This is a genomic window from Streptomyces sp. NPDC031418 (assembly GCF_055581605.1).
Map to the genome: position 1 here is coordinate 83,449 of NZ_JBVIJC010000005.1, position 24,579 is coordinate 108,027.

Sequence of the window (24,579 nt, forward strand, 5' to 3'; positions counted from 1 at the left end):
TAACGCTCCTCCTGACGCCCTCTCGGTCGCCGTCCGCTGCGCCGAGCCGGATGAGCGGGGCTTCGGCGAGGTCGTCGGGGGTGAGGCCGGTCCCCGGAGTCAAGCCAAAGGGGTTCGTTGCGCCGGACATGCCGTTGTCCATGGCGCTCGGGGTCAACGTCGGCTCACAAACCGGGATCGTCGAACTGGTCGAGGTCGAACTGGTCGAGAAGGAAGTCGACCGGTGCGAGGCCCGAGGCATCGGATTCGCCGTCGTGAAGAAGCTGCTCCGTCCAGATGACCTTGCCGCGGGTCGTGTACCGCGTTCCCCATCGCTGCGCGAACTGCGCCACCAGAAAGAGCCCCCGCCCGCCTTCGTCCGTGGCCGCCGCCCGCCGCAGGCGCGGCGAGGTACCGCTGCCGTCCGAGACCTCGCAGATCAGACAGCGTCCGTGCAACAGCCGCACGCCGATCGGCGGCGAGCCGTACCGGATCGCGTTCGTGACCAACTCGCTGACGATCAGCTCCGTGGCGAATCCGGTCTCTTCCAGCCCCCACTCCGACAACGTCTCCCTGCAGCGCGCCCGCACCGAGGGAACCACCGCCGGATCGGGCGGCACGTCCCACTCGGCCACGCGCGAGGGCGGGAACATCCGGGTACGTGCCGTCAGCAGCGCGATGTCGTCGGAGGGGCGTGACGGCTTGAGCGCGTCGATCACCGCCTGACACGTCTCCTCCGGAGTGCGTTTCCCGGACCCGTCCAAAGCCCGGCGCAGCCTCTCCATCCCGACGTCGAAGTCGTGGGCGCGGTTCTCCACCAGGCCGTCGGTGTACAGCACCAGTTGTGAACCCTCCGGCAGGGACACCTCTGCGCTCTCGAAGGGGTAGCCGCCCAGACCGAGGGGTGCCGAGACCGGCACACCGAGGCAGGTGACCGTCCCGTCGGGGCGCACCACCACCGGTTCCGGGTGTCCCGCACGGGCCATGGTGCAGGTCCCCGCCACCGGGTCGTACACCGCGTACAGACAGGTCGCTCCGGTCACCGCCTCCCCTTCGTGGCCATCCGCATCACCCCTGTTCCTCTCGTTGTCCATGCGCACGACCAGGTCGTCCAGGTTCCCGAGCACCTCGTCCACGGGCAGGTCCAGGGTGGAGAAGTTGTGCACAGCGGTGCGCAGCCGACCCATCGTCGCCGTCGCGTGCAGCCCGTGACCGACGACGTCCCCCATCACCAGGGCCACACGCGCGCCCGGAAGCGGGATGACGTCGAACCAGTCCCCGCCCACCCCCTCCTCCGACGGCAGATACCGCCAGGCCACCTCCAGCGCGTCCTGCTCCGGCTGTCCACGCGGCAGCAGACTGCGTTGCAGCGCCACCGCCATCGCGTGCTCCCGGGTGAACCTCCGGGCGTTGTCGAGGGCTACCGCCGCCCGTACGGCCAGTTCCTCCGCGAAGGTGAGATCCTCCGGCTCGAACGCAGGGGAATCCGCCGTCCGGTAGAAGTTCGCCACGCCCAGCGGTACGTTCCGCGCCCGCAGCGGCACGGCCACCAGCGACCGCAGCCCGCCCTCCAGGGCCTTCCGGGAGCGCTCCGGGTCCTGTTCCCGCCAGCCGTGTGACCGGCGCAGGTCCGTCTCCAGCATCCCCCGCCCCTCCTGCAGCGTCCGCATCTGCGGGGTGTCGGGCGAGAACGCGATCACTTCGTCCAGCGGATACACCGGCATCATCCGCTGTTCGCCCCCGATCGCCGCCCGGCGCAGATGCCGCCAGCCCTCCGCCGTCGGCTCCCACCCCCGCAGCACCGCGTCGAGCAGATCCACGGTCACGAGGTCGGCGAACTGCGGCGCCGCCACGTCGGCCAGCTCCTGGGCCGTACGTCTCACATCCAGCGTCGTCCCGATCCGCACCCCGGCCTCGTACAGCAGCCTCAGCCGCTCCCGCGCGACCTCGGCCCGACCCGAGATCTCCGCCAGCTCCGTGGTGTCCCGGAGGGTCACCACGCTGCCGCCCCGGTCGCCCTGCGGGTACGTCGGCCGCTTGTTCACCGCCAGCAGTCGGTCCCCCGCGCGCCGCACCTCGTCGGTGACCTCGTCCCGCGACGACAGCAGGCTCGTGACCGACTCCGAAAGTCCCAGCTCCCGCACCGAGCGCCCCCGCACGTCAGCCGGCAGTCCGAGAAGCCGCGTCGCCTCGTCGTTCGCCAACAGCAGCCGTCCGTCGGCGCCCGTGATCAGCACCCCTTCCCGTACCGCGTGCAGGACCGCGTCGTGGTGCTCGTACAAATGTGCCAGCTCCACCGGAGTCAGGCCGTAGGTCTGCCGCCGCAGCCGCCGGGACACCAGCGTCGTTCCCGTCATGGCCAGCGCCAGCGCGACCACGCCGCTGGCCAAGATGATCGACAGCTGCGGCAGCCACAGCCCCGCCACGTTCTTGACCGTGATTCCGGCGGAGACCAGGCCGACCACCGTGCCGCGCGAGTCGGTCACCGGGACCACCGCCTGCACGTCCGTCCCCTGGCCGGCGGGCAGAGGCGGCCCACCGGCCTGCTCGACGACGGTACGGCCCTTCAGCGCCGGTGCGATGTCGCCGACGAACTTCTTCCCGATCTCCCGCGGATAGGGGTACGTGTAACGAATCCCCTTCGTGCTCATGACGACGACGAAATCCATGCCTGTGCGCTTGCGCGCCGCCTCGGCCCGCGGTTGGAGCACCGCTGAGGGGTTCCGGCTCTGCAGTGCCGCGGCCACGCCGGGGGCACTCGCGAACGACTGGGCCGCGATGACCGACTCCCGTCGTCCTTGCTGCAGAGCGTCACGCGCCGCCTGGAGCACCATGCCCACCACCGCGGCCACCACCAGCAGGACCACGATGACGACCTGGAGGAGGAACACCTGACCGGCCGCACTGCGCAGGTCCATCCGGGAAGCGCGGCCCTTGCGCGAGCGTCCGACGGGCGGATGACGTTCCGGGCTCAGAGAGCGTCCGGAGAATGCCTCCATACACCCTTGATAACACCACTGTGGGCAAGCCGACGCTGATCGAATCCCTCGCGCGGCTGCCGGTCGCAGCGGCAGAGGGCGTCGGTGCAGGGAGGAACGAGCTGAGCGGGAGCAGGGCGTCGAGAGCAGATGCCCGCCTGCTCACCGGGAGCGGACGCAGCCGTGACACGGCTTCCAGCCACCTACGCGGTGCGCTCTGGGGTCCCGGGACGCCTACAGCGGACGGCGACGGCCGCGATGTCGTCATCGAGCCTTCCGCCGCTGTAATGGAGTAGGTCCCGGTGAAGCCGGTCCAGCAGCTCACGGGGCGTCGCCGGGCCGAGTTGCCGCATCCACTCCGGTAGCGGGAAGAACGCGCCGGCCCGGTCCCGGGTCTCCGTCACGCCGTCGGTGTAGAGCAGCATCTGGTCGCCGGAGGCGAAGGCGACGGTGTCGACGTTGTAGTCGCCCCCCAGGAGGGCCGCGAGGTTGAGGGGCGGTGAGGGAACGGTCGGCTCAAGGACGCGGATCTCGCCGCTGTGCATCACCAATGGTGGAGGATGTCCGCAATTGAGGATTTTGACGTGTCCGCCGCCCCTGGGGATCTCGGCGATCAGAGCAGTGGCGAAGTGCTCAGGCTGATCCGGGTCGAGGATGGCCACGCTGTAGCGCCTCATGCTCGTCTCCAGCCGATGGATGACGCCCTTCAGGTCGGGCTGGTCGTACGCGTTCTCCCTGAAGCAGTTGATGACCGCCGAGGCGGCTCCCACGGCCGACAGCCCTTTGCCGCGCACGTCACCGATGAGCAGCCGAACCCCGTACGGCGTGTCGGCCACCTCGTAGAAGTCGCCTCCGATCCGGGCCTGCTCCTGAGCCGCCAGATACAGCGACTCGACATCGAGGCCTTGGACACGGCGCGGCAGCGGGCGCAGCAACACCTGCTGCGCTGCGTCGGCGACGAGCCGGACCTGGAAGAGCGTTTCCTCCCGTTGGAGTCGAAGATGACTCGTATATGCGGCCGTCAAAGTGACCGCGACGATCGCAGCCGCCGTGTAGGGCGTTCCGAGATCGGAGTACACGAGGCTCAGCCCGATCATGGTCATCAGGCAGAAGGCCCCCAGTGCGATCGTCGGGAGCACGGGCCACATCGCAGCGGCCAGGGCGGGTGCGGCAGGCAGGAGACGGCTGAAGGCGATCTCCCTGGGAGTGGCGAAGGCCAGGCCGGTGATGAGGGCGGTGAGTATCACGGGGGACAGCAGGACGATCTCGCGTCGGGCATCGGATGAAGGGCGGTGGCGCCGGGGTCGTCCTATCCTCATCACAAAAATCATTTTAATGGGGCATAACGGGCTTCGTTCGTGAGAGCATCGGCGCCCATGCGCGCCGACCGGCCGCTGGACCGCGCCGTGCAGCCCTCCCGGCTGTGAGCGGCCCTTCCGCGATGGGCAGCCCGGGGCCGCACAGTCGGCGTCAGCGGCGTGCCAGCGAGTGCTGCGGCGGAGCCCCGTCGAGAACCATCCCGACGGGGCGGTTCGTCGTGGCCGCCGGCGGCCTGTCGGCCTGGGTTCTGTCTCTTTGGTCAGTTCCGGGTTCAGATGAGGATGGCCGCGAGGCGGAGTGCGGCCTGGCAGGTGAGGGCGAGCTTGACTCTCGGAAGCTCACCCGCTAGTCACCGCGGTCGTCCTGCAGCGCGCTGCGACGCTCCTGTTCACGCTTGGAGTAGGCGGCTGCCCGGATCGCCTCATCGCTCTCCAGGCCGGATCCCAGCGCACCGCCCACCGTGGCGACGGACGCGACGAACCAGGACAGCGTCCAGTACTGCGTGGGGTGCAGCGGCGTTCGTGTCGTGGAAGCGAACAGCCGGTCGTTGAGGATGAACAGCGCCCACACCAGGTTGATGACCACCAAACCCGCGTAGCAGACGATCACCCCGATACCCACGGTCACGACCGTCGAGGCGTTGTAGAGAGCCGCCCTCTTCCTGGCCTCCGGCGAGACCTCATCCGTTCGATGCCACAGGTTCGCGTCCACGATCAGCCAGCCGATCATGAGCGCGACAGACCCGACCATGGCGATCACCAGGCGTGGCGTGCTCAGGGAGGTGGCCAGGTTCCAGATGGTGGAGTTCACGGTGGCGACTGCTCCCGTGGCGAGTGCGGCCGCCAGGGCTTTCGACAAGCCCGGAACCAAGCGCCACGGCCGGTTGGCGCGGACCATACCGCCGAGCACCCTCAGGTATCCGCGCGGCCCACTGACGACGTACCGCTGATCGGCGATCTCCTCCTCACCGATCCGGCCTGGATGGACGGGCGCGAGACGACCGATGAAGGGCCCCCGCAGCTGACTTCCCGGAGGCCCTTCAGGCCCAGTGGCCTGCGGGCCCGCCAAGCTGAGGACGGCTTCTTCCACGGCCTGCCGGGCCCTGGTCTGCAGCCGGAAGCCCCCCAGCGCGGGAAGAGACAGCAGCGCCAAGCCGTGTTCGTGACTCAGATCCACCACAAGCTTGCGCCCATGTGAGTGCACGGGAAGGTCGGTGAGGGCCACGACGATGTCCCAGTTCCCCTCACTTCCGCGGTCCATGATGCGGCGCGTCAATGTGGACAGGTCCTCGGTCCCTGCGGTGAAGGGCTCACTGACCACCACGACGTCGAACCGTCGTCCCTGGCCTGACCTGTCGGCGAGCCGAGCAGGCAGCATCTGGGCCATGCGCTGCGCGATCTCCGTCGGCGTGTCCGGATCCGCCAGAAGAGCCACGACCGTAACGTCCTGCGATGACTCCCGCATGACCGGCCCTTTCCAGTCGGCTGACCCGGCGCTCACCAGTGCCCAGAATGTCCCCGATATAACGCCGACACCGCCTGACACGCTGGCCCCTGCCCATACCATCGGGCCTTGCCGACCAGCAACGCCGGGACGATGATGCGCCGCCGGCCGAGCCACGACACCGTGCTCCGCTGGAGCATGCATCTCGGCACGTCGACGACCCGGCCGCCCGGCTCGGCTCTGCGAGCGATGATCGAGCTGGTCGACCTCCACGTCATCGCCTTGTGACGCCGGGCCGGGGCTCGGACGTCACCCGTCGGTGGTGTCCGGCCCCTGCGTTCGCCTCGCTCAGGCCGCGATATCCGCTGCGCATCCGCCGATGCTCGCGCAAGAGTTCCAGTGAGGCATCAGCCGGGTCCGCCCAGCACGATCTTCCACACTCGGGTCGCCACCTGGAGGTTCAGCCGGTCCTCGACGTTCGCGAGGTCGTGGCCGCTGATGTCGCGGATGCGCTGGAGCCGATAGCGCAGCGTGCTGCGGTGGATCGCGAGGGAGTCGGCGGTCTCGTCGTAGTTGCCGCCGCAGTCGAAGTACCGGGACAGGGTCTCCACCATGGTCGCGTGGTGCCGGGAGTCGTAGTCGATGAGCTGCCCGAGCCACTCCTGGACGAACGTCTCCAGTTCCCGGTGACCGCTGCCGGGTCCCAGGATGCGGTAGAGACCCAGCTCCTCGAAGAACGACGTGCCGTAGCGCTCGCGGGAGTGGCGGCGCACGTCCAGCGCGCGCTGCGCCTCCTGGTAGTGATGGGGGATGTCGTCCACGGAGTCGCAAGGGGCGCTCACCCCGATCGTCCCGGACCGTGTCCCGTGCTCTCGGGCGAGCACCTCGTACAACGCGCGGGCGTGCGGTCTGTCGCCGGTGATGAGGACGACGTGGTCGGAGCGGTGGGTCAGCAGGGAGCGCATGCCCACCGCAGCGGCGGCCCGACCCACGGTCTGCGCGAAGGCATCGTCGGCGGTCCGGTTCGACCACTGCACCACGACGATGTAGTGGCTGCCGTGCAGGTCGTGTCCGACGGCCTCGGACCGGGCGTAGGCGCTCGGCTCGTCCGTCCCTGCCAGGAGGTCGTCGGCCAGCTCACGGTGCAGCCTCAGCTCCACTTCGGCCAGATCGCGCAGGTGCGTCAGCTCCAGGGTGAGCGAGGTGGCGGCGTGTCCGAGCGCGAGGATGGTGTGCTCGTCGGCCTCGTCCCGGGTGTCGACCAGGGCCAGCACACCCAGGATCTCGCCGTGCGGGCGGATCAGGGTGATCAGCCGGTCCCTTACCCGCACCGGTCCGGCCTGACGGGCGACTGCGTGCAGCATTTCGTCCTGGCGCACGGGGTCCGGTTCGGGATAGGGGACGGGGCGGCCGGGGCCGGTCCAGGACCTCAGCCGGCCGAAGCGGTCCTCGACCAGCGCGGGAAGTCCTGTGAGCCCGTGCAGTGCGCGGGTGACGGCTTCCTCGCCGCCACCCGAGGCAGCGGCGTCGGCCAGGAGAGCGTGAACGGCTCGCTCGTAGCCCAGCTCAGCCGCCACAGAGATCAGCTGCCGCTGGAGGGCTGTGCGTTCCTCCCTCAGCCGGTGCAGCTCCAGCGCGTCCTCGCGTCGGCGGCGGTGTGCGACGGCGACCGACAGTGCAGCAGCGGTGTGCCGGACGAGCAAGGCGAGCAGGGACTGCTCGGCCTTGGTGGGCCGGGAGCGGGACGTGACCACGAGGTAGCCGTGCAGGACCCCGGGTCCGCGTAGCCCCAGGGCGCGGCCCCAGGGCCTGCCGGCTACGGTCACGTTGCCGTCCTGCCCGGCCAGCTCCCGCACCCTCCGGTCCAGGGTCAAGGCATGCGCTCGCCCGTTCCACGGGCTGGGGACCAGGTCGTCGCCCACCTTGAGATATCCGGCCTCGGCGCCGTACGGCCCCGCGGCGACTATGTGATCCATGGCCAGGCGAAGGATCTCGCCTTCGTCCGGAGCGTCGAACTGGGCGCGGGAGAGCGCGACCAGTTCGAGGAGGGAACGGGCGGCTGGGGTACGAGCGGGCAGGCGGGGCCGCCCGGGCGCGGCCGTGGGGCGCCGCCCGGCGCTGCCCCGCGGAAGGCCGCCCTGCCGGTCGGAGCAGCGGTGGTACGGGCTGTACGCCCGACTGCCGGTCATGGGAGATCGCTCCCGTCCTTCGAGGTGAGCGGCATTCGCGTACCCGGTCCCGGGCCGGCTACCCCGACACGTGTGGGTTCTTTCTCTCGTACTCGTGGGGTGACCGGACCCGTGCATTCCTGACTCGCCAGGCGCAGGCGTGGAGCCACCCGGTTCGTCACCCTGGGGAGTGCTCGAGACGCTCCGCGCGCACCGGTGGGAAACCGGCGGAGTCCCGCCTCTGTCTGAACGAACGTGATCCGGAGAGTCGACGCAGGCGCTGCACCGGGAGGAGTTCCTCATGGCCAAGGCAGTGGGCATCGACCTGGGCACCACCAACTCGGTGATCGCCGTGTGGGAGGGCGGCGAGCCGTCCGTCGTGCCCAACAGCGAGGGCAACCGCACGACACCGTCCGTGGTGGCCTTCACCGACACCGGGGAACGTCTGGTGGGCCAGTTGGCCCGGCGCCAGGCGATCCTCAACCCCAAGGGCACCATCTACTCGGCCAAGCGGTTCATCGGCCGGCACTACGACGAGATCTCCGACGAGGCCAGGGCGGTGGCGTACGACGTCGTCGAGGGCGACGGCGGGGCGGCCCGCTTCAAGGTGCGCGACAAGCTGTACGCGCCTGAGGAGATCAGCGCACAGGTGCTGCGCAAACTCGCCGACGACGCGTCCAAGCAGCTGGGGGAGCGGGTCACGGAGGCGGTCATCACGGTGCCCGCCTACTTCAACGACGCCCAGCGGACCGCCACCAAGGACGCCGGACGGATCGCCGGACTGGAGGTGCTGCGGATCATCAACGAGCCGACGGCGGCCGCCCTCGCGTACGGCATGGACAAGAAGGAGCACGAGACCGTGCTCGTCTTCGACCTGGGCGGCGGCACCTTCGACGTGAGCATCCTCGACGTCGGCGACGGCGTGGTGGAGGTGCGCTCCACCGCCGGGGACAGCCACCTGGGCGGCGACGACTTCGACCGGCGTCTGGTGGACTACCTCGCGGACGGCTTCCAGAAGGAGAACGGCATCGACCTGCGCAAGGACCCGCAGGCGCTGCAACGACTGTTCGAGGCGGCGGAGAAGGCCAAGACCGAGCTCAGTTCGGTGACGCAGACGCAGGTCAGCCTGCCGTTCATCACCGCCGACGCCGCGGGCCCCAAGCACCTCACCGACTCGATCATGCGGTCCACTTTCGAGCAGATCACCGGCGACCTGGTGGAGCGTTGCCTGGGACCGGTGCAGCAGGCGATGGCCGACGCGAAGGTCGGCGAGAGCGACATCGACGAGGTCATCCTCGTCGGCGGTTCCACCCGCATTCCCGCCGTCCAGACCCTGGTCCGCCGGCTGACCGGCGGCAAGGAACCCAACATGAGCGTCAACCCCGACGAGGTCGTGGCCCTGGGCGCCGCGATCCAGGCCGGGGTGCTCAAGGGCGAGGTCAAGGACGTCCTGCTGCTCGACGTCACCCCCTTGTCGCTGGGCGTGGAGACACGCGGCGGAGTGATGACGAAGATCATCGAGCGGAACACCACCATCCCGGTGCGCCGCAGCGAGACGTTCTCCACCGCCGAGGACAACCAGCCGGCCGTCGATGTGGTGGTCCTCCAGGGCGAGCGCGAGCGGGCCGCCGACAACCGGGTGCTGGGCCGGTTCCAGCTCACCGACATCCGGCCTGCGCCGCGGGGCGAACCGCAGATCGAGGTCACCTTCGACATCGACGCCAACGGCATCCTCAACGTCAAGGCCCGCGACCGGGACACCGGCAAGGAACAGGGCATCACCATCAGCGAGAGCTCCAACCTGGACCGCAGTGAGGTCGAGCGCATGGTCCAGGAGGCCGAGCGCAACCAGGGCCAGGACCAGGCACTCCGGGAGGCCGTCGACGCCCGCAACGAACTCGACGCCGTCGCGTACCAGGTCGAGAAGCGCCTCGCCGAACTGGGCGACGCAGCGCCCGCGCACGAGAAGGCACGTGCCGAGATGCTCGTGTCCGATGCCCGGGCGGCGGTCAAGGAAGAGGCGGGCGTGGAGCGCGTGCGGCCTCTGACCTCCGAACTCCAGCAGGTGTTCGCCGGGCTGGCGGCCCATCAGGGCGCCGCCGCCACGGACGGCGGTCCCGGCCAGGACGGCGCCACCGGCGGTCCCACGGGTGGCGGTGGCGGTGACGATGATGTCATCGACGCCGAGTTCGACAAGGGCTGAGGCGCGCCATGCCCACCCACCCCCAGGAACCCGACCGGGCCGCATCGGATCCGGGCGCGCAGGTCCCGGCAGGCGCCGGGCCTGGTCCTCGCGGGGATCTGCCCCAACCGGGGCCGCCCCGGTCCGACGCGACGAACGGCGAACCGGGGCCCGATGCCGCCGGTCCCGCGCCTGCCGAGGACGAGTACACGACCGCGATCCAGGAACTGGAGGACCGCTGGCGGCGTGCCCTCGCCGACCTCGACAACCTTCGCAAGCGTCACGCCAGGGAGCTGGATCGCGAACGGGCGGCAGAGCGGTCCCGCACGGCGGCCGCCTTCCTGCCCGTCCTCGACAACCTCGAACTCGCCCTGACCCACGCCGGCGCCGATCCGGGCGCGATCGTGGAGGGCGTCCGGGCCGTACGCGACCAGGCGGTGAACGTCCTCGAACTGCTCGGCTACCCGCGGCACGCGGAGAGCGGTGTCGCCTTCGACCCGGCGCGGCACGAGGTGGTCGGCGTCGTCCAGGACCCCGACGCCCCACCGGGCACCGTCGTCGAGGTGCTGCGCCCCGGCTACGGGGACGGTGAGCGGCAGCTCAGGCCCGCCGCCGTGACGGTCGCGAAGCGGGAGTGACCGGCGATGGCACGGGACCACTACGAGGTGCTGGGCGTGTCGCGGACCGCGAGCCAGGACGAGATCCAGCAGGCATATCGCAAGCTCGCCCGCAAGTACCACCCCGACGTCAACAAGGACCCTGGCGCGGAGGAACGCTTCAAGGACCTCAACGAGGCGTACGGCGTCCTGTCCGACCCCAAGACCCGGGCCCGCTACGACCGCTTCGGCGAGGACTTCCGCAGGATCCCCGAGGACTTCGACGAACGGGTCGCTGCCGGAGCGGGCGGCGGCTTCCGCGCTCGCAGGACCACAGGCGCGGGCGGCCCTCGCGTCCGCTACACCACCGGCCTCGGTGGCGACTTCGGCGCGGAGGGCATCGACATCGAGGACCTGCTCGGCTCCATGTTCGGAGCCGGCGCCGCCCGAGGCGGCGTCCCCGGAGCGGACCAGGAGGCCGAACTGCCGCTCACCGTCGAGGAGGCGTACCGAGGCGGCCGTCGCACCGTCACACTGGCCGGCCCCACCGGGCAGCCGCGGCGGTACGAGGTCGACGTGCCGCCGGGCGTCACCGACGGGCAGCGCATCCGGCTGGCGGGTGAGGGAGGCCAGGGCAGTGGTGCCGCGGCCGCGGGCGACCTGTACCTGCGGGTGCGCATCCAGCCCCACCCCCGGTTCCGGCTGGACGGCCGTGACGTGCACGTCCAGGTCCCGGTCGCCCCCTGGGAGGCGGCCCTGGGCGCGACCGTGCCGGTGCCCACGCCCGGCGGCGGCACGGCGAAGGTCACGGTGCCCGCGGGCTCGTCCAGCGGCCGGCGGCTGCGGCTGCGCGGCGAGGGCATGCCGAATCCGCGGGGCGCGAGCGGCGACCTGTACGCCGAACTTCGCGTCATGGTGCCTCCCGCCCTCGGCGACCGGGAGCGCGAGCTGTTCGAGGAGCTCGCCGCCACTTCCTCGTTCGACCCCAGGAGGACGCGATGAACGACCGACCCGCGGGAGCGGGAGGCATCGGCCGGGCCGACGTGGGAGCCCGTCAGGTACGAAGGGGCGCCGACATCACGGCCTCGACGGCTGTCCGGTACGCGCTCGTGCCCGTCCCCAGGCTCTCCCTGGCCGCCGTGGCCCTTCGCTCGGGCCTCCACCCCGAGCTGATCCGCCGGTTCGTCGCCCTCGGCCTGGTCGACGCCGAGCGCGACTCCGCGGGGCGACTGGTGTTCGATCCCACGGCCCCGGCGGTGCTCGCCCGTATCCAGCGGCTGCGCACCGGACTCTGCCTCAACTACGCATCCATCGGCCTGGTGCTCGACCTGCTCGACCGCATCAGCCTGCTCGAAGCCGCCCTGCGCGGCCGCGGCACGAGGAGTGAAACACCCCCATGGACATGAACCGTCTCACCCAGAAGTCGCAGGAAGCCCTCCAGGAGGCCCAGAGCGCGGCCGTCGGCATGGGGCACACCGAGGTCGACGGGGAACACCTGCTGCTCGCGCTTCTCGATCAGGAGGACGGTCTGATCCCACGGTTGCTGCAACAGGCCGGCACCGGGCCGAAGGAGCTGCGCGCGGCCCTGCGCGAGGAACTCTCCCGCCGCCCGAAGGTCACCGGTCCCGGCGCGGCACCCGGCCAGGTCTTCGTCACCCAGCGCCTGTCCCGCCTGCTCGACGCCGCCGAGCGGGAGGCCAAACGCCTCAAGGACGAGTACGTGTCCGTGGAGCACCTCCTGCTCGCCCTGGCCGAGGAGGGCTCGGCGACCGCCGCCGGACGCCTGCTCAAGGAGCACGGCGTGACCCGGGACTCGTTCCTGAGCGCGCTCACCCAGGTGCGCGGCAACCAGCGCGTCACCTCCGCCAACCCCGAAGTGGCCTACGAGGCTCTGGAGAAGTACGGCCGCGATCTCGTCCTCGAGGCCCGGTCCGGGCGGCTGGACCCGGTCATCGGCCGTGATGCGGAGATCCGCCGCGTCACCCAGATCCTCAGCCGCAAGACCAAGAACAACCCCGTCCTGATCGGAGATCCCGGTGTCGGCAAGACCGCCATCGTCGAGGGCCTGGCCCAGCGCATCGTGCGCGGCGACGTCCCCGAGGGCCTGCGCGACAAGACGGTGTTCGCTCTCGACATGGGCTCCCTGGTCGCCGGCGCCAAGTACCGCGGCGAGTTCGAGGAACGCCTCAAGGCCGTGCTGTCCGAGGTGAAGGCCGCCCAGGGACGCATCCTGCTCTTCGTCGACGAACTCCACACCGTCGTCGGCGCGGGCGCCGCCGAAGGGGCCATGGACGCGGGCAACATGCTCAAGCCGATGCTCGCCCGCGGTGAACTCCACATGATCGGCGCCACCACCCTCGACGAGTACCGCAAGCACATCGAGAAGGACGCCGCCCTCGAACGCCGCTTCCAGCAGGTCCTGGTCGACGAGCCGAGCGTGGAGGACACCATCTCCATCCTGCGCGGACTGCGCGAACGCCTCGAGGTCTTCCACGGCGTGAAGATCCAGGACACCGCACTGGTCTCCGCGGCCACCCTCAGCCACCGCTACATCACCGACCGGTTCCTGCCCGACAAGGCCATCGACCTCGTCGACGAGGCGTGCGCCCGGCTGCGTACCGAGATCGACTCGATGCCCGCCGAACTCGACGAGATCACCCGCCGCGTCACCCGCCTGGAGATCGAGGAGGCGGCCCTGTCCAAGGAGACCGACGCCGCCAGCAGAACTCGTCTGGAGGAACTGCGCAAGGAACTGGCCGACCTGCGCGGCGAGGCAGACGCCAAACACGCCCAGTGGGAGGCCGAACGGCAGGCCATCCGCCGCGTGCAGGAACTACGCCAGGAACTGGAGCAGGTCCGCCACGAGGCGGAGGAGGCCGAACGCGCCTACGACCTCAACCGCGCCGCCGAACTCCGCTACGGCCGCCTCCAGGACCTGGAGCGCCGGCTGAAGGCCGAGGAGGAGCAACTGGCCACCAAACAAGGGAAGAACCGGCTGCTGCGCGAGGTCGTCACCGAGGAGGAGATCGCCGAGATCGTCGCCGCCTGGACCGGCATCCCCGTCGCCCGTCTCCAGGAGGGCGAACGCGCGAAGCTGCTGCGCCTCGACGAGATCCTGCGCGAGCGCGTCATCGGCCAGGACGAGGCCGTCGAACTCGTCGCCGACGCCATCATCCGCGCCCGCTCCGGCATCCGCGACCCGCGCCGCCCCATCGGCTCGTTCATCTTCCTCGGCCCCACCGGCGTCGGGAAGACCGAGCTGGCCAAGACCCTCGCGGCGGCCCTGTTCGACTCCGAGGAGAACATGGTCCGCCTCGACATGAGTGAGTACCAGGAGCGGCACACCGTCAGCCGGCTCATGGGCGCACCCCCCGGATACGTCGGCTACGAGGAAGGCGGCCAGCTCACCGAGGCCGTACGCCGCAAGCCGTACTCGGTCGTGCTGTTCGACGAGATCGAGAAGGCGCACACCGATGTCTTCAACACCCTGTTGCAGGTCCTCGACGACGGCCGCATCACCGACTCCCAGGGCCGTACCGTCGACTTCCGCAACACCGTGATCATCATGACGTCGAACATCGGCTCCGAGCACCTCCTCGACGGCGCCACCGCCGAGGGCGAGATCAAGCCGGACGCCCGCGCCCTGGTGATGGGCGAGCTGCGCGGGCACTTCCGCCCGGAGTTCCTCAACCGCGTCGACGACATCGTGCTGTTCAAGCCGCTCGGCGAGCGGCAGATCGAGCGGATCGTGGAGCTGCAGTTCGACGAGCTGCGCCGCCGACTCGCCGAACGCCGCATCACCGTCGAACTCACCGAAGCTGCCCGGGAGTTGATCGCCCACCAGGGCTACGACCCGGTGTACGGCGCCCGGCCGCTGCGCCGCTACATCTCCCACGAGGTCGAGACGATGGTCGGGCGCGCCCTGCTGCGCGGTGACGTCCAGGACGGCGCGACGGTCCGCGTCGACGCCGAACACGGAGAGCTGGTGGTCACCTACGACCAGCCCGAGGACGTGAAGGGAGCGCGGGCGGCATGAGCACGATGCAGGCGACGACCGTCAGTTGTCCCCACTGCGGGCGCACCAACCGGGTGCCCGTGGCCGCGGTGGGCCGCCCCAGGTGCGGCCACTGCAAGCAGCCTCTGCCGTGGATGGTGGACGCGGGCGACAACGACTTCACCGAGGTCGCCGAGCGGGCCGACGTCCCCGTCGTGGTCGACCTGTGGGCCACCTGGTGCGGCCCCTGCCGCATGGTCAGCCCCGCACTGGAGAAGGTCGCCACCGATCTCGCCGGCCGCATCAAACTCGTCAAGGTCGACGTCGACAAGAACCCGCGACTGTCGCGGCGTTTCGAGGTCCAGGCCGTACCGACACTGCTGATCCTCGACCGGGGCGAGACGGTCGCCCGGCAGGCGGGGGCGGCGCCCGCCCCCGCTCTGCGCCAGTGGGTGGAGCAGTCGATCACCGCCCGGAAAGGGTGATCCGGATGACCCTGCACGCAGACCCCCACCTCGCGCTCGTCCGGCCGGTCCAGCCGCTGACCCCGGAAGGGTGTCAGGAGTGTCTGGCGCTCGGCTCCCCGTGGGTCCACCTGAGGCTCTGCCTGACCTGCGGGCACGTCGGCTGCTGCGACTCCTCGCCGAACAAGCACGCGCGCAGGCACGCAGCTGCCGACGCCCATCCGATCGTGCAGTCCTTCCAGCCCGGCGAGGAATGGCGCTGGTGCTACGTTCACGAGGCGTTCGTCTGATGTCCGGCGACCAGCCGCTGCCGGGCGAAGAGCCGGTGCCGGAGAAGGCGTACGCGGCCGCCTTCTGGGAGACCCCGGACATCTACGGCGCGTACCCGCGCCTCACGGAGGACCAGACAGCACGTCTGGCGGAGCACGGGCAACGCCGGACCATGGCTCCGAACGACGTGCTGATCCGGGAGGGCGAGCGCTGCGAGACGTTCTTCGTCGTCCTCAGCGGTACCGTCGCCGTCGTCGAGGACCACGGCACTCCCGAGGAGCACGTGCTGCGCGTGCACGGCCCCGGTCGCTTCATCGGCGAACTCGGCCTGCTGTACGGACAAGTGGCCTTCTACACCGCTGTCGCCAGGGAGCCCGGCGAGGTCCTCGTCGTCTCCTTGGACCGGTTGCGCCACCTGGTGTCCCAGGACTCCACCATCGGGGACGTCGTGCTGCGCGCCTGTCTGTGCCGTCGTGCGCTGCTCGTCGGACAGGGCGCCGGCTTCCGCATCATCGGCTCGCGCTACTCGCCCGACACCAGACGGCTGCGCGAGTTCGCCGTACGCAACCGGCTGCCGCACCGCTGGATCGACCTGGAGACCGACGAGGAGGCCGAGGAGCTGCTGCGCCGCTTCGGCGTCGGCCCGGCGGAGACACCACTCGTCATCTGGCGGGACACCACCCTGTTGCGCAACCCCAGCAACGCGGAACTGGCCCGGCTCATCGGGCTGCCGTCACTCCACGCCGGAAACCGTCACGGCGACGTCCTCATCGTGGGCTCCGGACCCGCCGGCCTCGCTGCCGCCGTGTACGCCGCCTCCGAGGGGCTGCGCACCACGGTGGTGGAGGCGATGGCCGCCGGCGGCCAGGCCGGCACCTCCTCCCGCATCGAGAATCTGCTCGGCTTCCCCTCCGGCATCTCCGGCGCCGAACTCACCGAACGCGCGGTGCTCCAGGCCGAGAAATTCGGCGCCGGGATCAGCCTTCCACTGGAGGCGAGCGGTCTCCATCCCAAGGACGACGACCACTATGTCGTGGCGTTCGCCGACGGCAGCGAGATCGCCGCCCGCGCCGTGGTCCTGGCCATGGGTGCCCGCTACCGCCGGCTCCAGGTGCCCGGCATCGAACGCCTGGAGGGAACGAGCGTGCACTACTCGGCGACCGTCTACGAGGCCCAGCAGTGCCGCACCGACCCGGTGGCCGTCGTCGGCGGAGGCAACTCGGCGGGCCAGGCGGTGCTGTTCCTCGCCGGGTACGCGCCGAAGGTGCACCTGCTGGTCCGAGGAGCCGGCCTGGAGGCCAACATGTCCCGGTACCTGGTCGACCAGGTCGAGCGCCATCCGCGGGTGGAGGTCATGCTGCACACCGAGGTCACCGAGGTCACCGAGGTCATCGGCCAGGACGTGCTGGAGGAGATCGACGCGGTCGACAACCGCACGGGCGGGCACCGCCGGCTCGCGGCGCGGAGCCTGTTCGTCTTCACCGGCGCCGAACCTCACACCGAGTGGCTCGCCGGCATCATCGCCCTCGACTCCCGCGGTTTCGTCCTCACCGGGCCGGAGGCCCAGGAAGCCTGCGCCTCCCCCGAGGTGTGGCACGGCCGCGGGCGCTCGTGCATGACCCTGGAGGCCAGCCTGCCCGGGGTCTTCGCGGTAGGGGACGTCCGTAGCGGCTCGGTGAAGCGGGTGGCCTCCGCGGCCGGTGAGGGCGCGATGGCCATCCACTTCGTGCACCGGCACCTGGGGCACTCGGCCGTACCCGGCACCACGGGCACGCCGGCTGTCGCGGGCCACTCGGACGTCTCCCCACGCCTACGTCACAAGGAGTCCGCATGGCTCGCATGACGAACGGCGGACGATGGGATGACGAGAAGCAATAAGGAGGCATGGCCCTCTGGGCGCCCACCCCCTCGCAATCCTCTGGCCGAGTTCGACGAACTGCTCAACCAGGTGAGCGGCCTGCTGGAGTCGACGGTGGGCGCGGCACCGGCGGTCGCGTGGACGCCTCACGCGGACGTGTCGGAGTCCGAGGACGGTGACGCGCTCCAGCCCCAACTCTTCGCCCGCTTCTCTGAAGTCCAAGATCTGGCATGTGGGCGTCTGTGGTGATGCGCAGGAGTCGGCTGCCGTCGGGGGCGAGCGGGAGGTCGCCGCCGGTGCGGTGGAGGTCGACGGCGGCGATCCGCAGCGGAGCGACCACTGCTGAGGGCCGGTCCGGTGCCGGGCGCAGGGTGCGGGTGCGCAGTGCGGCGCACGCGACAAGGACCCGCCTGGCGATGTCCCGACCGGGCCCGCAGTGACAATGCCTGCAGATCCTGGGCGAACCCGGACCGGGCCGCCACGATCGTCGAGGGGTGCCGCTGGAGGTGCTGGTCGGCAAGGTCGCGGCCGGGTGCGGGACCTGTGGGAAGTCCGCTCGGCCGGCGCCGTACTGTGTCCATCGCGCTGTCGGGTTCTGGGCCCGCCGCGCTGAACGCGTCTGTGCGCCGACGGCGGGTCTCCGCCGCGCGGTCAACGGGCCGGTCGATCCATGGTGCTGTCTGCGGCGGGGTTGTGGGGGACGAGGTGGTGGGCGACGCTGCGGAGTTTCTCGCAGGTCTCCTCGTGTTCGCGTTCGGGGCGGGACTGGTCGACGATGCCCGCGCCGGCCTGGAGCCAGCAGCGGCCGTCCTGTTGGAAGACGGTGCGCAGGACGAGGGCGGCGTCGAGGGTGCCGTCGGCGTCGTGGGTGAGGACCGCGCCGGCGTACAGGCCGCGGGGGTGGCCTTCGAGGGCGCGGATCAGGGGGTAGGCGGAGGCTTTGGGGATGCCGGTGGCGGTGACGGCGGGGAAGAGCGCTGCGAAGGCGTCCCAGGGGCCGTGGCCGGGGCGCAGTCGGCCGGTGGCGGTGGAGGCGAGGTGTTGGACCGTGCCGCGGGGCAGGACCGTCATGAAGTCGTCGACCTGGGTCTTGTCGCAGACGGTGGAGAGGTCGTCGAGGGCGAGTCTGACGGAGATCGCGTGTTCGTGGATCTCCTTGGGATCGGCGAGGAGTTCGGCGCGCAGCCGGGCGTCGTCGGGGCCGGTGCCGGTCCTGGCCCGGGTGCCGGCCAGGGGGCGGGTGGTGACGCGGCCGTCGGGGGTGACCTCGGCGACCGTCTCGGGGCTGAAGCCGGCGGCGCGGATGCCGCCGAGGTCGAGCAGGAAGGAGCGTGCCGGGGTGTTGGCCCGGCGTCCGGCGACGTAGGTGGCGAAGAGGTCGACGGGGGCGGGCACGGGGAGGCGGCGGGAGAGGATGACTTTCTTCAACGGGCCCTGGCCGTGCAGTTCCGTCAGGGCGGCGGCCACGGCGGCCCGGTAGTTGCCGGTGTCCTCCACCGGGAGGTCGAGGCGTGCGGACGGTTCGGGCGGGGCCGCAGCACCGTGGGCATCGACCAGGCCGATCAATTCGTCCAGCCCGGCCCGGTCGGTGCTGCGGAGCAGGATCTCCCGGCCGTCGGTCCGTGCCTCGGTGCGGGGCACGATCAGGTGCAGCAGGGGTTCGGGACCCGCCGGGGCGGTTCCGGCCAGGACCGCGCCGAGTTCGAATGCCGCCCATCCGTAGGCCCGCCAGTCGGCCACGGGCGCGCGGTCCAGGAGTTCCCCGACCCGTTTCAGCTGCCGGGCCTGACGTCCCGTCAGCCGGACGGTGGCCAGGGCGCCGCCGGCGAAGGACCAGTGGCACTGGTTCTCGTACACCACGTACGGGTGAAACAGGCGGCTGCGGGCCAGCCGCGTCATCAGCAGGAGCGGGTCCTCGGCCAGGGGGAGGCGGGCTTCCAGGTAGCGGTGGCGGGTCATCGTGGGAGGTCCTCGTCGTTCGGACCCGGGCGGCGGCCGCGTGCGCTGATCAGAGGGTAGGAGTTCACGACGAACGCCGGGTCGCTCAGCAGGCCGTGGAACGCGGCCAGTTCGCCCGGGGCGATCCCGCGGGCGGCCAGGCGGTCGGCGACCTGCGCGGTGTTGTGGCGGTGCAGCGAGATGCCCTCGCTGCCGCCGGGCCAGGCCTGCGCGTAGGTGGTGGCCGCAAGTTCCCGCAGGCCGGCCCGGGCCATGGCCCCCAGGACGCGGCTGCCCCACCGGGGGTCGGCGCCCGCTTCGGCGAGGAGGTCCATCAGGGCGGTGTGGACCTTCTCGAACAGGGCCACGGACGTCTCGTCGGGCGCGTCCAGCACGGGCGTCCAGCTGCAGTCGAACTCCTCCAGCACCAGCCAGCCGCCCGGGCGCAGGGCCGCGGCCAGCCGGTCCAGCACGTCGAGCCGCTGCGGGAGGTGCAGGAGCACCAGGCGCGCGTGCACGAGGTCGTAGTCCTCGCCGGGCAGGGGGTCGGAGACGATGTCGTGTCGCAGCAGGCGCACCTGCGCGGGGCGTGGCCGGGTGGCGGCCCAGCGCGGTTCGAGTTCGGTGACCGTCACCTCGCCGTGCGGTCCGACCTGCTCGCCCAGCCAGTCACCCAGCGAGGAGCTGCCGCCGCCGACTTCCAGGCATCTCCAGCCCGGGGCGATCCCGGTCAGTTCCAACTGGCGCCGGGAGGCCGCGTCGAAACAGGATTCGAGGGCCGCGAACCGGCCGGCGGTCTGCGCATCCGCGCTGTCGAAGAGATAGCGGCCCATGGCCGGCCTCCGATGATGACCAAGGAAATTGGTTGTGCAGGAATTCCCGGTGCGCGGCGTCAGCACGGGGAATCATCGGGGCAGCGGAATCCGATCGGAACAGGCCGGACCGGACCGCATTCCCGGTACGGATGTCGGTGGCATCCGCTGCTCCCGCGCTCAGGCTCCAGCACATGTGACAGTCTGTCAATGAATTTCCGCCCTTTCCCTGACTCGCTGGCGTCCGGTCGAACTGGCAGCCGAACAAAAGGGAATCGCGTTTACTTTTGCTACCGCCGCGCCCCGGAGGAACGCCGCACCGCCCGGCCCCGGGGCCCTGGACGGGTTCCGGTCCGGGCCCTGGTCCTGTTCAGCGGTGTCGGCGGGTGGCGAGGTCGTCCAGGGCGAGGTCGCCGGGGTGGCTGCGGGTGGGGTGGCGCGGCGCGGTCCGTCGCCAGTCGACACCGCGGCTGAAGCCCGCCGGCTCCCAGTCGGGCGCCGCCGCCTCTGACCGCTCTCCGGGCCGCCCGAGTGACGGCCGTCACGGATGCCCTTGAGGGGGTGCTGCGTAGGCTTGGGTCGTCGTCGCCGGGGGACGGGAGAGCGGGCGAAGTCTTCCTCCCATCACCTGGCGGGACGTCGCAAAAGTCGGCAACTGGTCAGCATGAGTCCTGGAAAGCCTGGGGAGAGCTGCCCGAAAGTACGACTCGTTGTAGGGTGTGAAAACAGCCCTTGACCTGCAAAAACGCAGGCAGGGAGCCTATTTGTGGGAGTGCCCCGATGTTGCGTACCATGTTCAAGTCCAAGATCCACCGTGCCACCGTCACCCAGGCCGACCTGCACTACGTGGGATCCGTGACCATCGACGCCGACCTCCTCGACGCTGCCGACCTGCTGCCCGGGGAACTCGTGCACATCGTCGACATCACCAACGGCGCCCGGCTGGAGACGTACGTCATCGAGGGCGAGCGCGGGTCCGGTGTCATCGGGATCAACGGGGCCGCGGCCCATCTCGTGCATCCGGGAGACCTGGTGATCATCATCAGCTACGCTCAGGTCACCGACGCCGAGGCGCGGGAGCTGAAGCCGCGGGTCGTGCACGTGGACGGCGGCAACCGGATCGTGTCCCTCGGCGCCGACCCGTCCGAGCCGGTGCCCGGCACCGAGCAGCAGCGCAGCCCGCAGGCCGTACGCGGCTGACGCGGAGCCCCAGGACCAGGAGCGTGCGTGCCGATGAGCGAGATCGAGATCCGCGACGACCGGGCGGCGGGCCGCCTGGAGGCCGTCGGCGACGGTGACGTCGTCGGCCGTGTCGAGTACTTCGTCCTGGAGTCGCCCGCGCGCGCCCTGGTCCCGGTGCACACGATCGTCGAGCCCGCACACGAGGGGCAGGGCATCGCCGGTTCGCTCGCCCGCGAGCTGTACGCCCTCGCCGAGCGTGAGGGCGTCCCGGTGGTGCCGCTGTGCCCGTACGTCGCCAAGTGGGCCGAACGCCACCCCGAGACCGCCCCGCCGGCCGACCCTGCCCTCCGCGAAGCCGCGAAGGACTGGCTGCGGGCCCACCCCGACCGATTCTGACCGCCAACCGGGGGAAGCCCCCCAAGCCGACCCGGGCTCCCCTCCCCCTGGCCGTTGGCTCGCCGCTCCGGCCTCCGACTCGTGTACGACCCTGGCCCCGGCTCTTGGCTCACCGCCCTCGGCCTCCGGCCCAGGCTCCTCGGCCCGTGCCCCTGGCTCCGGCTGGCGATCCCTGCCCTCGGGCCACCCTCCCCGGGTCCCGGCTCCTTGACCCCCGGCCCGCGGCCCCGGACCACTAGCCCTGGTCGCTGGCCCGAGGTTCTCGGCCGCTCCTTGCCCCGGCCCCCGGGTCTCTGGCCCTGGCTCCGATCATTGGCCTCGGCCCGTGGCCCTCGGCCCAGCCCCTGGGTCGCGCGTTGTGCACGTGCTCCTCGGTCCACCGGGCCCCTGGTCTCCGGCCCGTGGCCCTGGCCCCGGCCCCGGCCTCTGGCCTCTGCCCGGTGTTCCCGCCCCGTCGTCCTTGGCCTCCCGGCCTGTGCTCGCGGAGTCTTGGCCTCGGCCTGCCTGTGGCCCTGGGCCCGCCCCCGGCCTCTGGCCTCTGCCCGGTGTTCCCGCCCGTGGTCCTTGGCCTCTCGGCCTGTGCTCGCGGCCCTTGGCCTCGGCCTGCCTGTGGTCGACGGCTCGGCCCCCGGCTCCTGGCCTCTGCCCGGTGTTCCCGCCCGTGGTCCTTGGCCTCTCGGCCTGTGCTCGCGGAGTCTTGGCCTCGGCCTGCCTGTGGTCCACGGCTCGGCCCCCGGCTCCTGGCCTCTGCCCGGTGTTCCCGCCCGTGGTCCTTGGCCTCTCGGCCTGTGCTCGCGGAGTCTTGGCCTCGGCCTGCCTGTGGTCCACGGCTCGGCCCCCGGCTCCTGATCTCCGACCGGGGCCCCCGCCCCTGATCTCCGACCGGGCCGCCGGCCATGTGTTCGCCACCGCCCTGGATCCCCGGTCGCTGGTCCCGGCCCTGTCTCCGGCCCCGTGTTTCCCCGGCCACCGGCCCCATGCCCCGGCCACCGCCCCCACCCACCCGGCCCCCTTCGATGCTGCCTCGGGATGAGTGGGGGAGCGGGGCTCGGGTAGGCGGGGGAGTAGTCCAGAGGCGATGTCCAGCGATTGCCCGGAGGACCCGATGACCACGCCGTACCCCGACCCCGCCACACCGGGACCCGCCCCGGGACCGGATCCGACCCCGCCGGACCCGTACCCCACCCCGGTCCCGCCGCCGGAGCCGGGCCCGCAGCCCACCCCGCCGGGACCCGGCCCGGAACCCACACCTCCTGCACCGGGACCCGGCCCGGAACCCACGCCCCCCGCACCGGGTCCCGGTCCGACGCCCCCCGAACCGGGTCCGGTGCCGACTCCGCCTCCGGTGCCCCCGGGACCCTCGCCGTCCCCCATTCCGCCGGGGCCCGAGCCCGTACCGAACCCCGAGCCCGGACCGCCCCTCGGCTGAGACCTTCGCCGACGGACGAGGGGCCCTACGCCGACACCTCGGACCGGTCGTCGCCCCACAGCGTGTGGAACGCGCCCTCGCGGTCCACACGCCGGTAGGTGTGCGCGCCGAAGAAGTCCCGCTGGCCCTGCGTCAGCGCCGCAGGCAGCCGCTCGGCCCGCAGCGCGTCGTAGTAGGCGAGGGCCGCGGCGAAGCCGGGCGTGGGGACGCCCTGGCGGACCGCCGCGATCAACACCTCGCGCCAGTCGTCCTGCGCCTCGGCGATCTCGCGGGCGAACGTCTCGTCCGACAGCAGGCTCGGCAGGTCGGCACGGGCGTCGTACGCGGCGCGGATGCGGTCCAGGAAGGCCGCCCGGATGATGCAGCCGCCGCGCCAGATCGAGGACACCGCACCGAGGTCGATGTCCCAGCCGTACTCCGCGCTGCCCGCCGCGATCTCGTGGAAGCCCTGCGTGTACGACACGATCTTGGACGCGTACAGCGCCTGCTCCACCCGGTCCGCGAAGGCCGCCGCCTCCGCCTCGCTCAGCGCGCTCGCCTTCGGGCCGGCGAGACCGCGCGAGGCCGCCCGCAGGTCCGCGTGGCCGGACAGGGAGCGGGCGAAGACCGCCTCCGCGATACCGGAGACCGGCACCCCGAGGTCGAGTGCGATCTGCACCGTCCAGCGGCCGGTGCCCTTCTGCTCCGCCTGGTCCACCACCACGTCCACGAACGGCTTGCCGCTCGCCGCGTCCACATGGGACAGCACCTCGGCGGTGATCTCGATCAGGTAGGAGTCCAGCCGGCCGGTGTTCCAGGTGCGGAAGATGTCCGCGATCTGCGCCGGGGTGTAGCCGGCGACGTCCCGCAGCAGCTGGTACGCCTCGCCGATCAGCTGCATGTCGGCGTACTCGATGCCGTTGTGGACCATCTTCACGAAGTGCCCGGCGCCGTCCGGACCGACGTGCGTCACGCACGGCGCGCCGTCCGCGGCCTTCGCGGAGATCTTCTCCAGCATCGGGCCCAGCGAGTCGTACGACTCCTTCGAACCGCCCGGCATGATGCTCGGCCCGTGCAGTGCGCCCTCCTCGCCGCCGGAGATGCCGGTGCCCACGAAGTGGATGCCGTGCTCGCGCAGCTCCCGCTCCCGGCGCCGGGTGTCCGCGAAGTGCGCGTTGCCCCCGTCGATGATCATGTCGCCGGGCTCCAGCAGCGGCGCGAACTCCTGGATCACCGCGTCCGTCGGCTCACCCGCCTTGACCATGATCACCAGACGCCGGGGCCGCTCCAGCGCCGCCACGAACTCCTTGGCGGTCTCGGCGGCGACGAACTCGCCCTCGTGCCCGAACTCCTCCACCAGCGCCCGCGTCCGCGCCGCCGTACGGTTGTGCACGGCGACCGTGTAGCCGTTGCGCGCGAAGTTCCGGGCCAGATTCCGGCCCATGACCGCGAGGCCGGTGACGCCGATCTGCGCTGAAGTGCTCATACCGCCTGCTCCCTGGCTGCTTGGTGACTACGGCTCCGTCAGTACGGGCCCTCGCCCATCCTGGCGTGCCGTCCCGGCGAGCGCACATCCGACCCGCCCCACACA

General features: G+C 71.2%; 19 protein-coding genes. 12 read left to right on the forward strand and 7 right to left on the reverse strand.

The window, feature by feature from the left end; translation table 11 throughout:
* Positions 1 to 164: 164 nt before the first annotated feature.
* The 3 genes from ACZ5CZ_RS08110 to ACZ5CZ_RS08120 form a co-directional block, all read right to left on the reverse strand.
* A complete protein-coding gene (locus ACZ5CZ_RS08110) occupies positions 165 to 2,897 on the reverse strand; it encodes a SpoIIE family protein phosphatase (RefSeq protein WP_468940319.1) in 2,733 nt (910 codons plus the stop codon).
* A 263-nt stretch (positions 2,898 to 3,160) separates the two neighbouring features.
* Positions 3,161 to 4,204 carry a PP2C family protein-serine/threonine phosphatase gene (locus ACZ5CZ_RS08115; protein WP_468940322.1) on the reverse strand — a complete coding sequence of 348 codons (1,044 nt, stop codon included), beginning with the start codon at positions 4,202 to 4,204 and terminating at the stop codon, positions 3,161 to 3,163.
* Positions 4,205 to 4,622: 418 nt separating this feature from the next.
* Positions 4,623 to 5,741: a hypothetical protein gene (locus tag ACZ5CZ_RS08120; protein ID WP_468940741.1), complete on the reverse strand. Its 1,119-nt coding sequence runs from the start codon at positions 5,739 to 5,741 to the stop codon at positions 4,623 to 4,625.
* A 108-nt stretch (positions 5,742 to 5,849) separates the two neighbouring features.
* Between ACZ5CZ_RS08120 and ACZ5CZ_RS08125 the strand changes: the two genes are divergently transcribed.
* A complete protein-coding gene (locus ACZ5CZ_RS08125) occupies positions 5,850 to 6,008 on the forward strand; it encodes a hypothetical protein (protein WP_468940324.1) in 159 nt (52 codons plus the stop codon).
* Positions 6,009 to 6,127: 119 nt separating this feature from the next.
* On the opposite strand, the gene ACZ5CZ_RS08130 is transcribed toward ACZ5CZ_RS08125, so the two are convergent.
* Positions 6,128 to 7,909: a PucR family transcriptional regulator gene (locus tag ACZ5CZ_RS08130; RefSeq protein ID WP_468940327.1), complete on the reverse strand. Its 1,782-nt coding sequence runs from the start codon at positions 7,907 to 7,909 to the stop codon at positions 6,128 to 6,130.
* A 280-nt stretch (positions 7,910 to 8,189) separates the two neighbouring features.
* Between ACZ5CZ_RS08130 and dnaK the strand changes: the two genes are divergently transcribed.
* The 9 genes from dnaK to ACZ5CZ_RS08175 all read left to right on the forward strand — a co-directional run bounded on the left by dnaK (position 8,190) and on the right by ACZ5CZ_RS08175 (position 17,598).
* The gene (gene dnaK, locus ACZ5CZ_RS08135) at positions 8,190 to 10,091 is read left to right on the forward strand and encodes a molecular chaperone DnaK (RefSeq protein WP_468940329.1); all 1,902 of its coding nucleotides are present in this window, start codon (positions 8,190 to 8,192) and stop codon (positions 10,089 to 10,091) included.
* A gap of 8 nt (positions 10,092 to 10,099) precedes the next feature.
* On the forward strand, positions 10,100 to 10,708 hold the full coding sequence (locus ACZ5CZ_RS08140; protein ID WP_468940332.1) for a nucleotide exchange factor GrpE: 609 nt from the start codon (positions 10,100 to 10,102) through the stop codon (positions 10,706 to 10,708).
* Positions 10,709 to 10,714: 6 nt separating this feature from the next.
* Complete coding sequence (locus ACZ5CZ_RS08145) at positions 10,715 to 11,668, forward strand: DnaJ C-terminal domain-containing protein (RefSeq protein ID WP_468940335.1); 954 nt, start codon at positions 10,715 to 10,717, stop codon at positions 11,666 to 11,668.
* A complete protein-coding gene (locus ACZ5CZ_RS08150; RefSeq protein ID WP_385846331.1) occupies positions 11,665 to 12,072 on the forward strand; it encodes a chaperone modulator CbpM in 408 nt (135 codons plus the stop codon). Before ACZ5CZ_RS08145 ends, ACZ5CZ_RS08150 begins: the two co-directional genes overlap by 4 nt.
* Positions 12,063 to 14,702 (forward strand): ATP-dependent chaperone ClpB, encoded by a 2,640-nt coding sequence (gene clpB, locus ACZ5CZ_RS08155; protein ID WP_468940338.1) that lies wholly within the window; start codon positions 12,063 to 12,065, stop codon positions 14,700 to 14,702. Before ACZ5CZ_RS08150 ends, clpB begins: the two co-directional genes overlap by 10 nt.
* Positions 14,699 to 15,145, forward strand: coding sequence for a thioredoxin (gene trxA, locus ACZ5CZ_RS08160; RefSeq protein ID WP_468940340.1), 447 nt, complete (start codon positions 14,699 to 14,701; stop codon positions 15,143 to 15,145). Before clpB ends, trxA begins: the two co-directional genes overlap by 4 nt.
* Positions 15,146 to 15,150: 5 nt before the next feature.
* Entirely contained in the window at positions 15,151 to 15,414 is a 264-nt protein-coding gene (locus ACZ5CZ_RS08165) for a UBP-type zinc finger domain-containing protein (protein WP_385846335.1), read from the forward strand.
* Positions 15,414 to 17,237, forward strand: coding sequence for an FAD-dependent oxidoreductase (locus ACZ5CZ_RS08170; RefSeq protein WP_468940342.1), 1,824 nt, complete (start codon positions 15,414 to 15,416; stop codon positions 17,235 to 17,237). Before ACZ5CZ_RS08165 ends, ACZ5CZ_RS08170 begins: the two co-directional genes overlap by 1 nt.
* A 190-nt stretch (positions 17,238 to 17,427) precedes the next feature.
* The gene (locus ACZ5CZ_RS08175; RefSeq protein ID WP_468940344.1) at positions 17,428 to 17,598 is read left to right on the forward strand and encodes a hypothetical protein; all 171 of its coding nucleotides are present in this window, start codon (positions 17,428 to 17,430) and stop codon (positions 17,596 to 17,598) included.
* A gap of 305 nt (positions 17,599 to 17,903) precedes the next feature.
* Here ACZ5CZ_RS08175 and ACZ5CZ_RS08180 read toward each other — a convergent pair whose 3' ends face one another.
* Positions 17,904 to 19,211, reverse strand: a complete 1,308-nt coding sequence (locus ACZ5CZ_RS08180; RefSeq protein ID WP_468940347.1) for a salicylate synthase — start codon at positions 19,209 to 19,211, stop codon at positions 17,904 to 17,906.
* Positions 19,208 to 20,023, reverse strand: coding sequence for a class I SAM-dependent methyltransferase (locus ACZ5CZ_RS08185; RefSeq protein ID WP_385846340.1), 816 nt, complete (start codon positions 20,021 to 20,023; stop codon positions 19,208 to 19,210). Before ACZ5CZ_RS08185 ends, ACZ5CZ_RS08180 begins: the two co-directional genes overlap by 4 nt.
* 759 nt (positions 20,024 to 20,782) lie before the next feature.
* On the opposite strand from ACZ5CZ_RS08185, the gene panD reads away from it, so the two are divergent.
* Positions 20,783 to 21,202 carry an aspartate 1-decarboxylase gene (gene panD, locus ACZ5CZ_RS08190; protein WP_468940349.1) on the forward strand — a complete coding sequence of 140 codons (420 nt, stop codon included), beginning with the start codon at positions 20,783 to 20,785 and terminating at the stop codon, positions 21,200 to 21,202.
* Between the two features lie 33 nt (positions 21,203 to 21,235).
* Positions 21,236 to 21,580 carry a GNAT family N-acetyltransferase gene (locus tag ACZ5CZ_RS08195; RefSeq protein ID WP_385846342.1) on the forward strand — a complete coding sequence of 115 codons (345 nt, stop codon included), beginning with the start codon at positions 21,236 to 21,238 and terminating at the stop codon, positions 21,578 to 21,580.
* A gap of 1,454 nt (positions 21,581 to 23,034) precedes the next feature.
* Here the strand turns inward: ACZ5CZ_RS08195 and gndA are convergent.
* Positions 23,035 to 24,474, reverse strand: coding sequence for an NADP-dependent phosphogluconate dehydrogenase (gene gndA, locus ACZ5CZ_RS08200; RefSeq protein WP_385846133.1), 1,440 nt, complete (start codon positions 24,472 to 24,474; stop codon positions 23,035 to 23,037).
* Positions 24,475 to 24,579: the final 105 nt, after the last annotated feature.

Excerpts from the sequence above, each read along its gene's own strand:
- clpB (WP_468940338.1), top strand. The coding sequence starts at position 12,063 with ATGGACATGAACCGTCTCACCCAGAAGTCGCAGGAAGCCCTCCAGGAG.
- panD (WP_468940349.1), top strand. The coding sequence starts at position 20,783 with ATGTTGCGTACCATGTTCAAGTCCAAGATCCACCGTGCCACCGTCACC.
- ACZ5CZ_RS08120 (WP_468940741.1), bottom strand. The coding sequence starts at position 5,741 with ATGCGGGAGTCATCGCAGGACGTTACGGTCGTGGCTCTTCTGGCGGAT.
- ACZ5CZ_RS08185 (WP_385846340.1), bottom strand. The coding sequence starts at position 20,023 with ATGGGCCGCTATCTCTTCGACAGCGCGGATGCGCAGACCGCCGGCCGG.
- ACZ5CZ_RS08165 (WP_385846335.1), top strand. The coding sequence starts at position 15,151 with ATGACCCTGCACGCAGACCCCCACCTCGCGCTCGTCCGGCCGGTCCAG.
- dnaK (WP_468940329.1), top strand. The coding sequence starts at position 8,190 with ATGGCCAAGGCAGTGGGCATCGACCTGGGCACCACCAACTCGGTGATC.
- ACZ5CZ_RS08130 (WP_468940327.1), bottom strand. The coding sequence starts at position 7,909 with ATGACCGGCAGTCGGGCGTACAGCCCGTACCACCGCTGCTCCGACCGG.
- ACZ5CZ_RS08140 (WP_468940332.1), top strand. The coding sequence starts at position 10,100 with ATGCCCACCCACCCCCAGGAACCCGACCGGGCCGCATCGGATCCGGGC.
- gndA (WP_385846133.1), bottom strand. The coding sequence starts at position 24,474 with ATGAGCACTTCAGCGCAGATCGGCGTCACCGGCCTCGCGGTCATGGGC.
- ACZ5CZ_RS08150 (WP_385846331.1), top strand. The coding sequence starts at position 11,665 with ATGAACGACCGACCCGCGGGAGCGGGAGGCATCGGCCGGGCCGACGTG.
- ACZ5CZ_RS08110 (WP_468940319.1), bottom strand. The coding sequence starts at position 2,897 with ATGGACCTGCGCAGTGCGGCCGGTCAGGTGTTCCTCCTCCAGGTCGTC.
- ACZ5CZ_RS08170 (WP_468940342.1), top strand. The coding sequence starts at position 15,414 with ATGTCCGGCGACCAGCCGCTGCCGGGCGAAGAGCCGGTGCCGGAGAAG.
- ACZ5CZ_RS08180 (WP_468940347.1), bottom strand. The coding sequence starts at position 19,211 with ATGACCCGCCACCGCTACCTGGAAGCCCGCCTCCCCCTGGCCGAGGAC.
- trxA (WP_468940340.1), top strand. The coding sequence starts at position 14,699 with ATGAGCACGATGCAGGCGACGACCGTCAGTTGTCCCCACTGCGGGCGC.
- ACZ5CZ_RS08145 (WP_468940335.1), top strand. The coding sequence starts at position 10,715 with ATGGCACGGGACCACTACGAGGTGCTGGGCGTGTCGCGGACCGCGAGC.
- ACZ5CZ_RS08195 (WP_385846342.1), top strand. The coding sequence starts at position 21,236 with ATGAGCGAGATCGAGATCCGCGACGACCGGGCGGCGGGCCGCCTGGAG.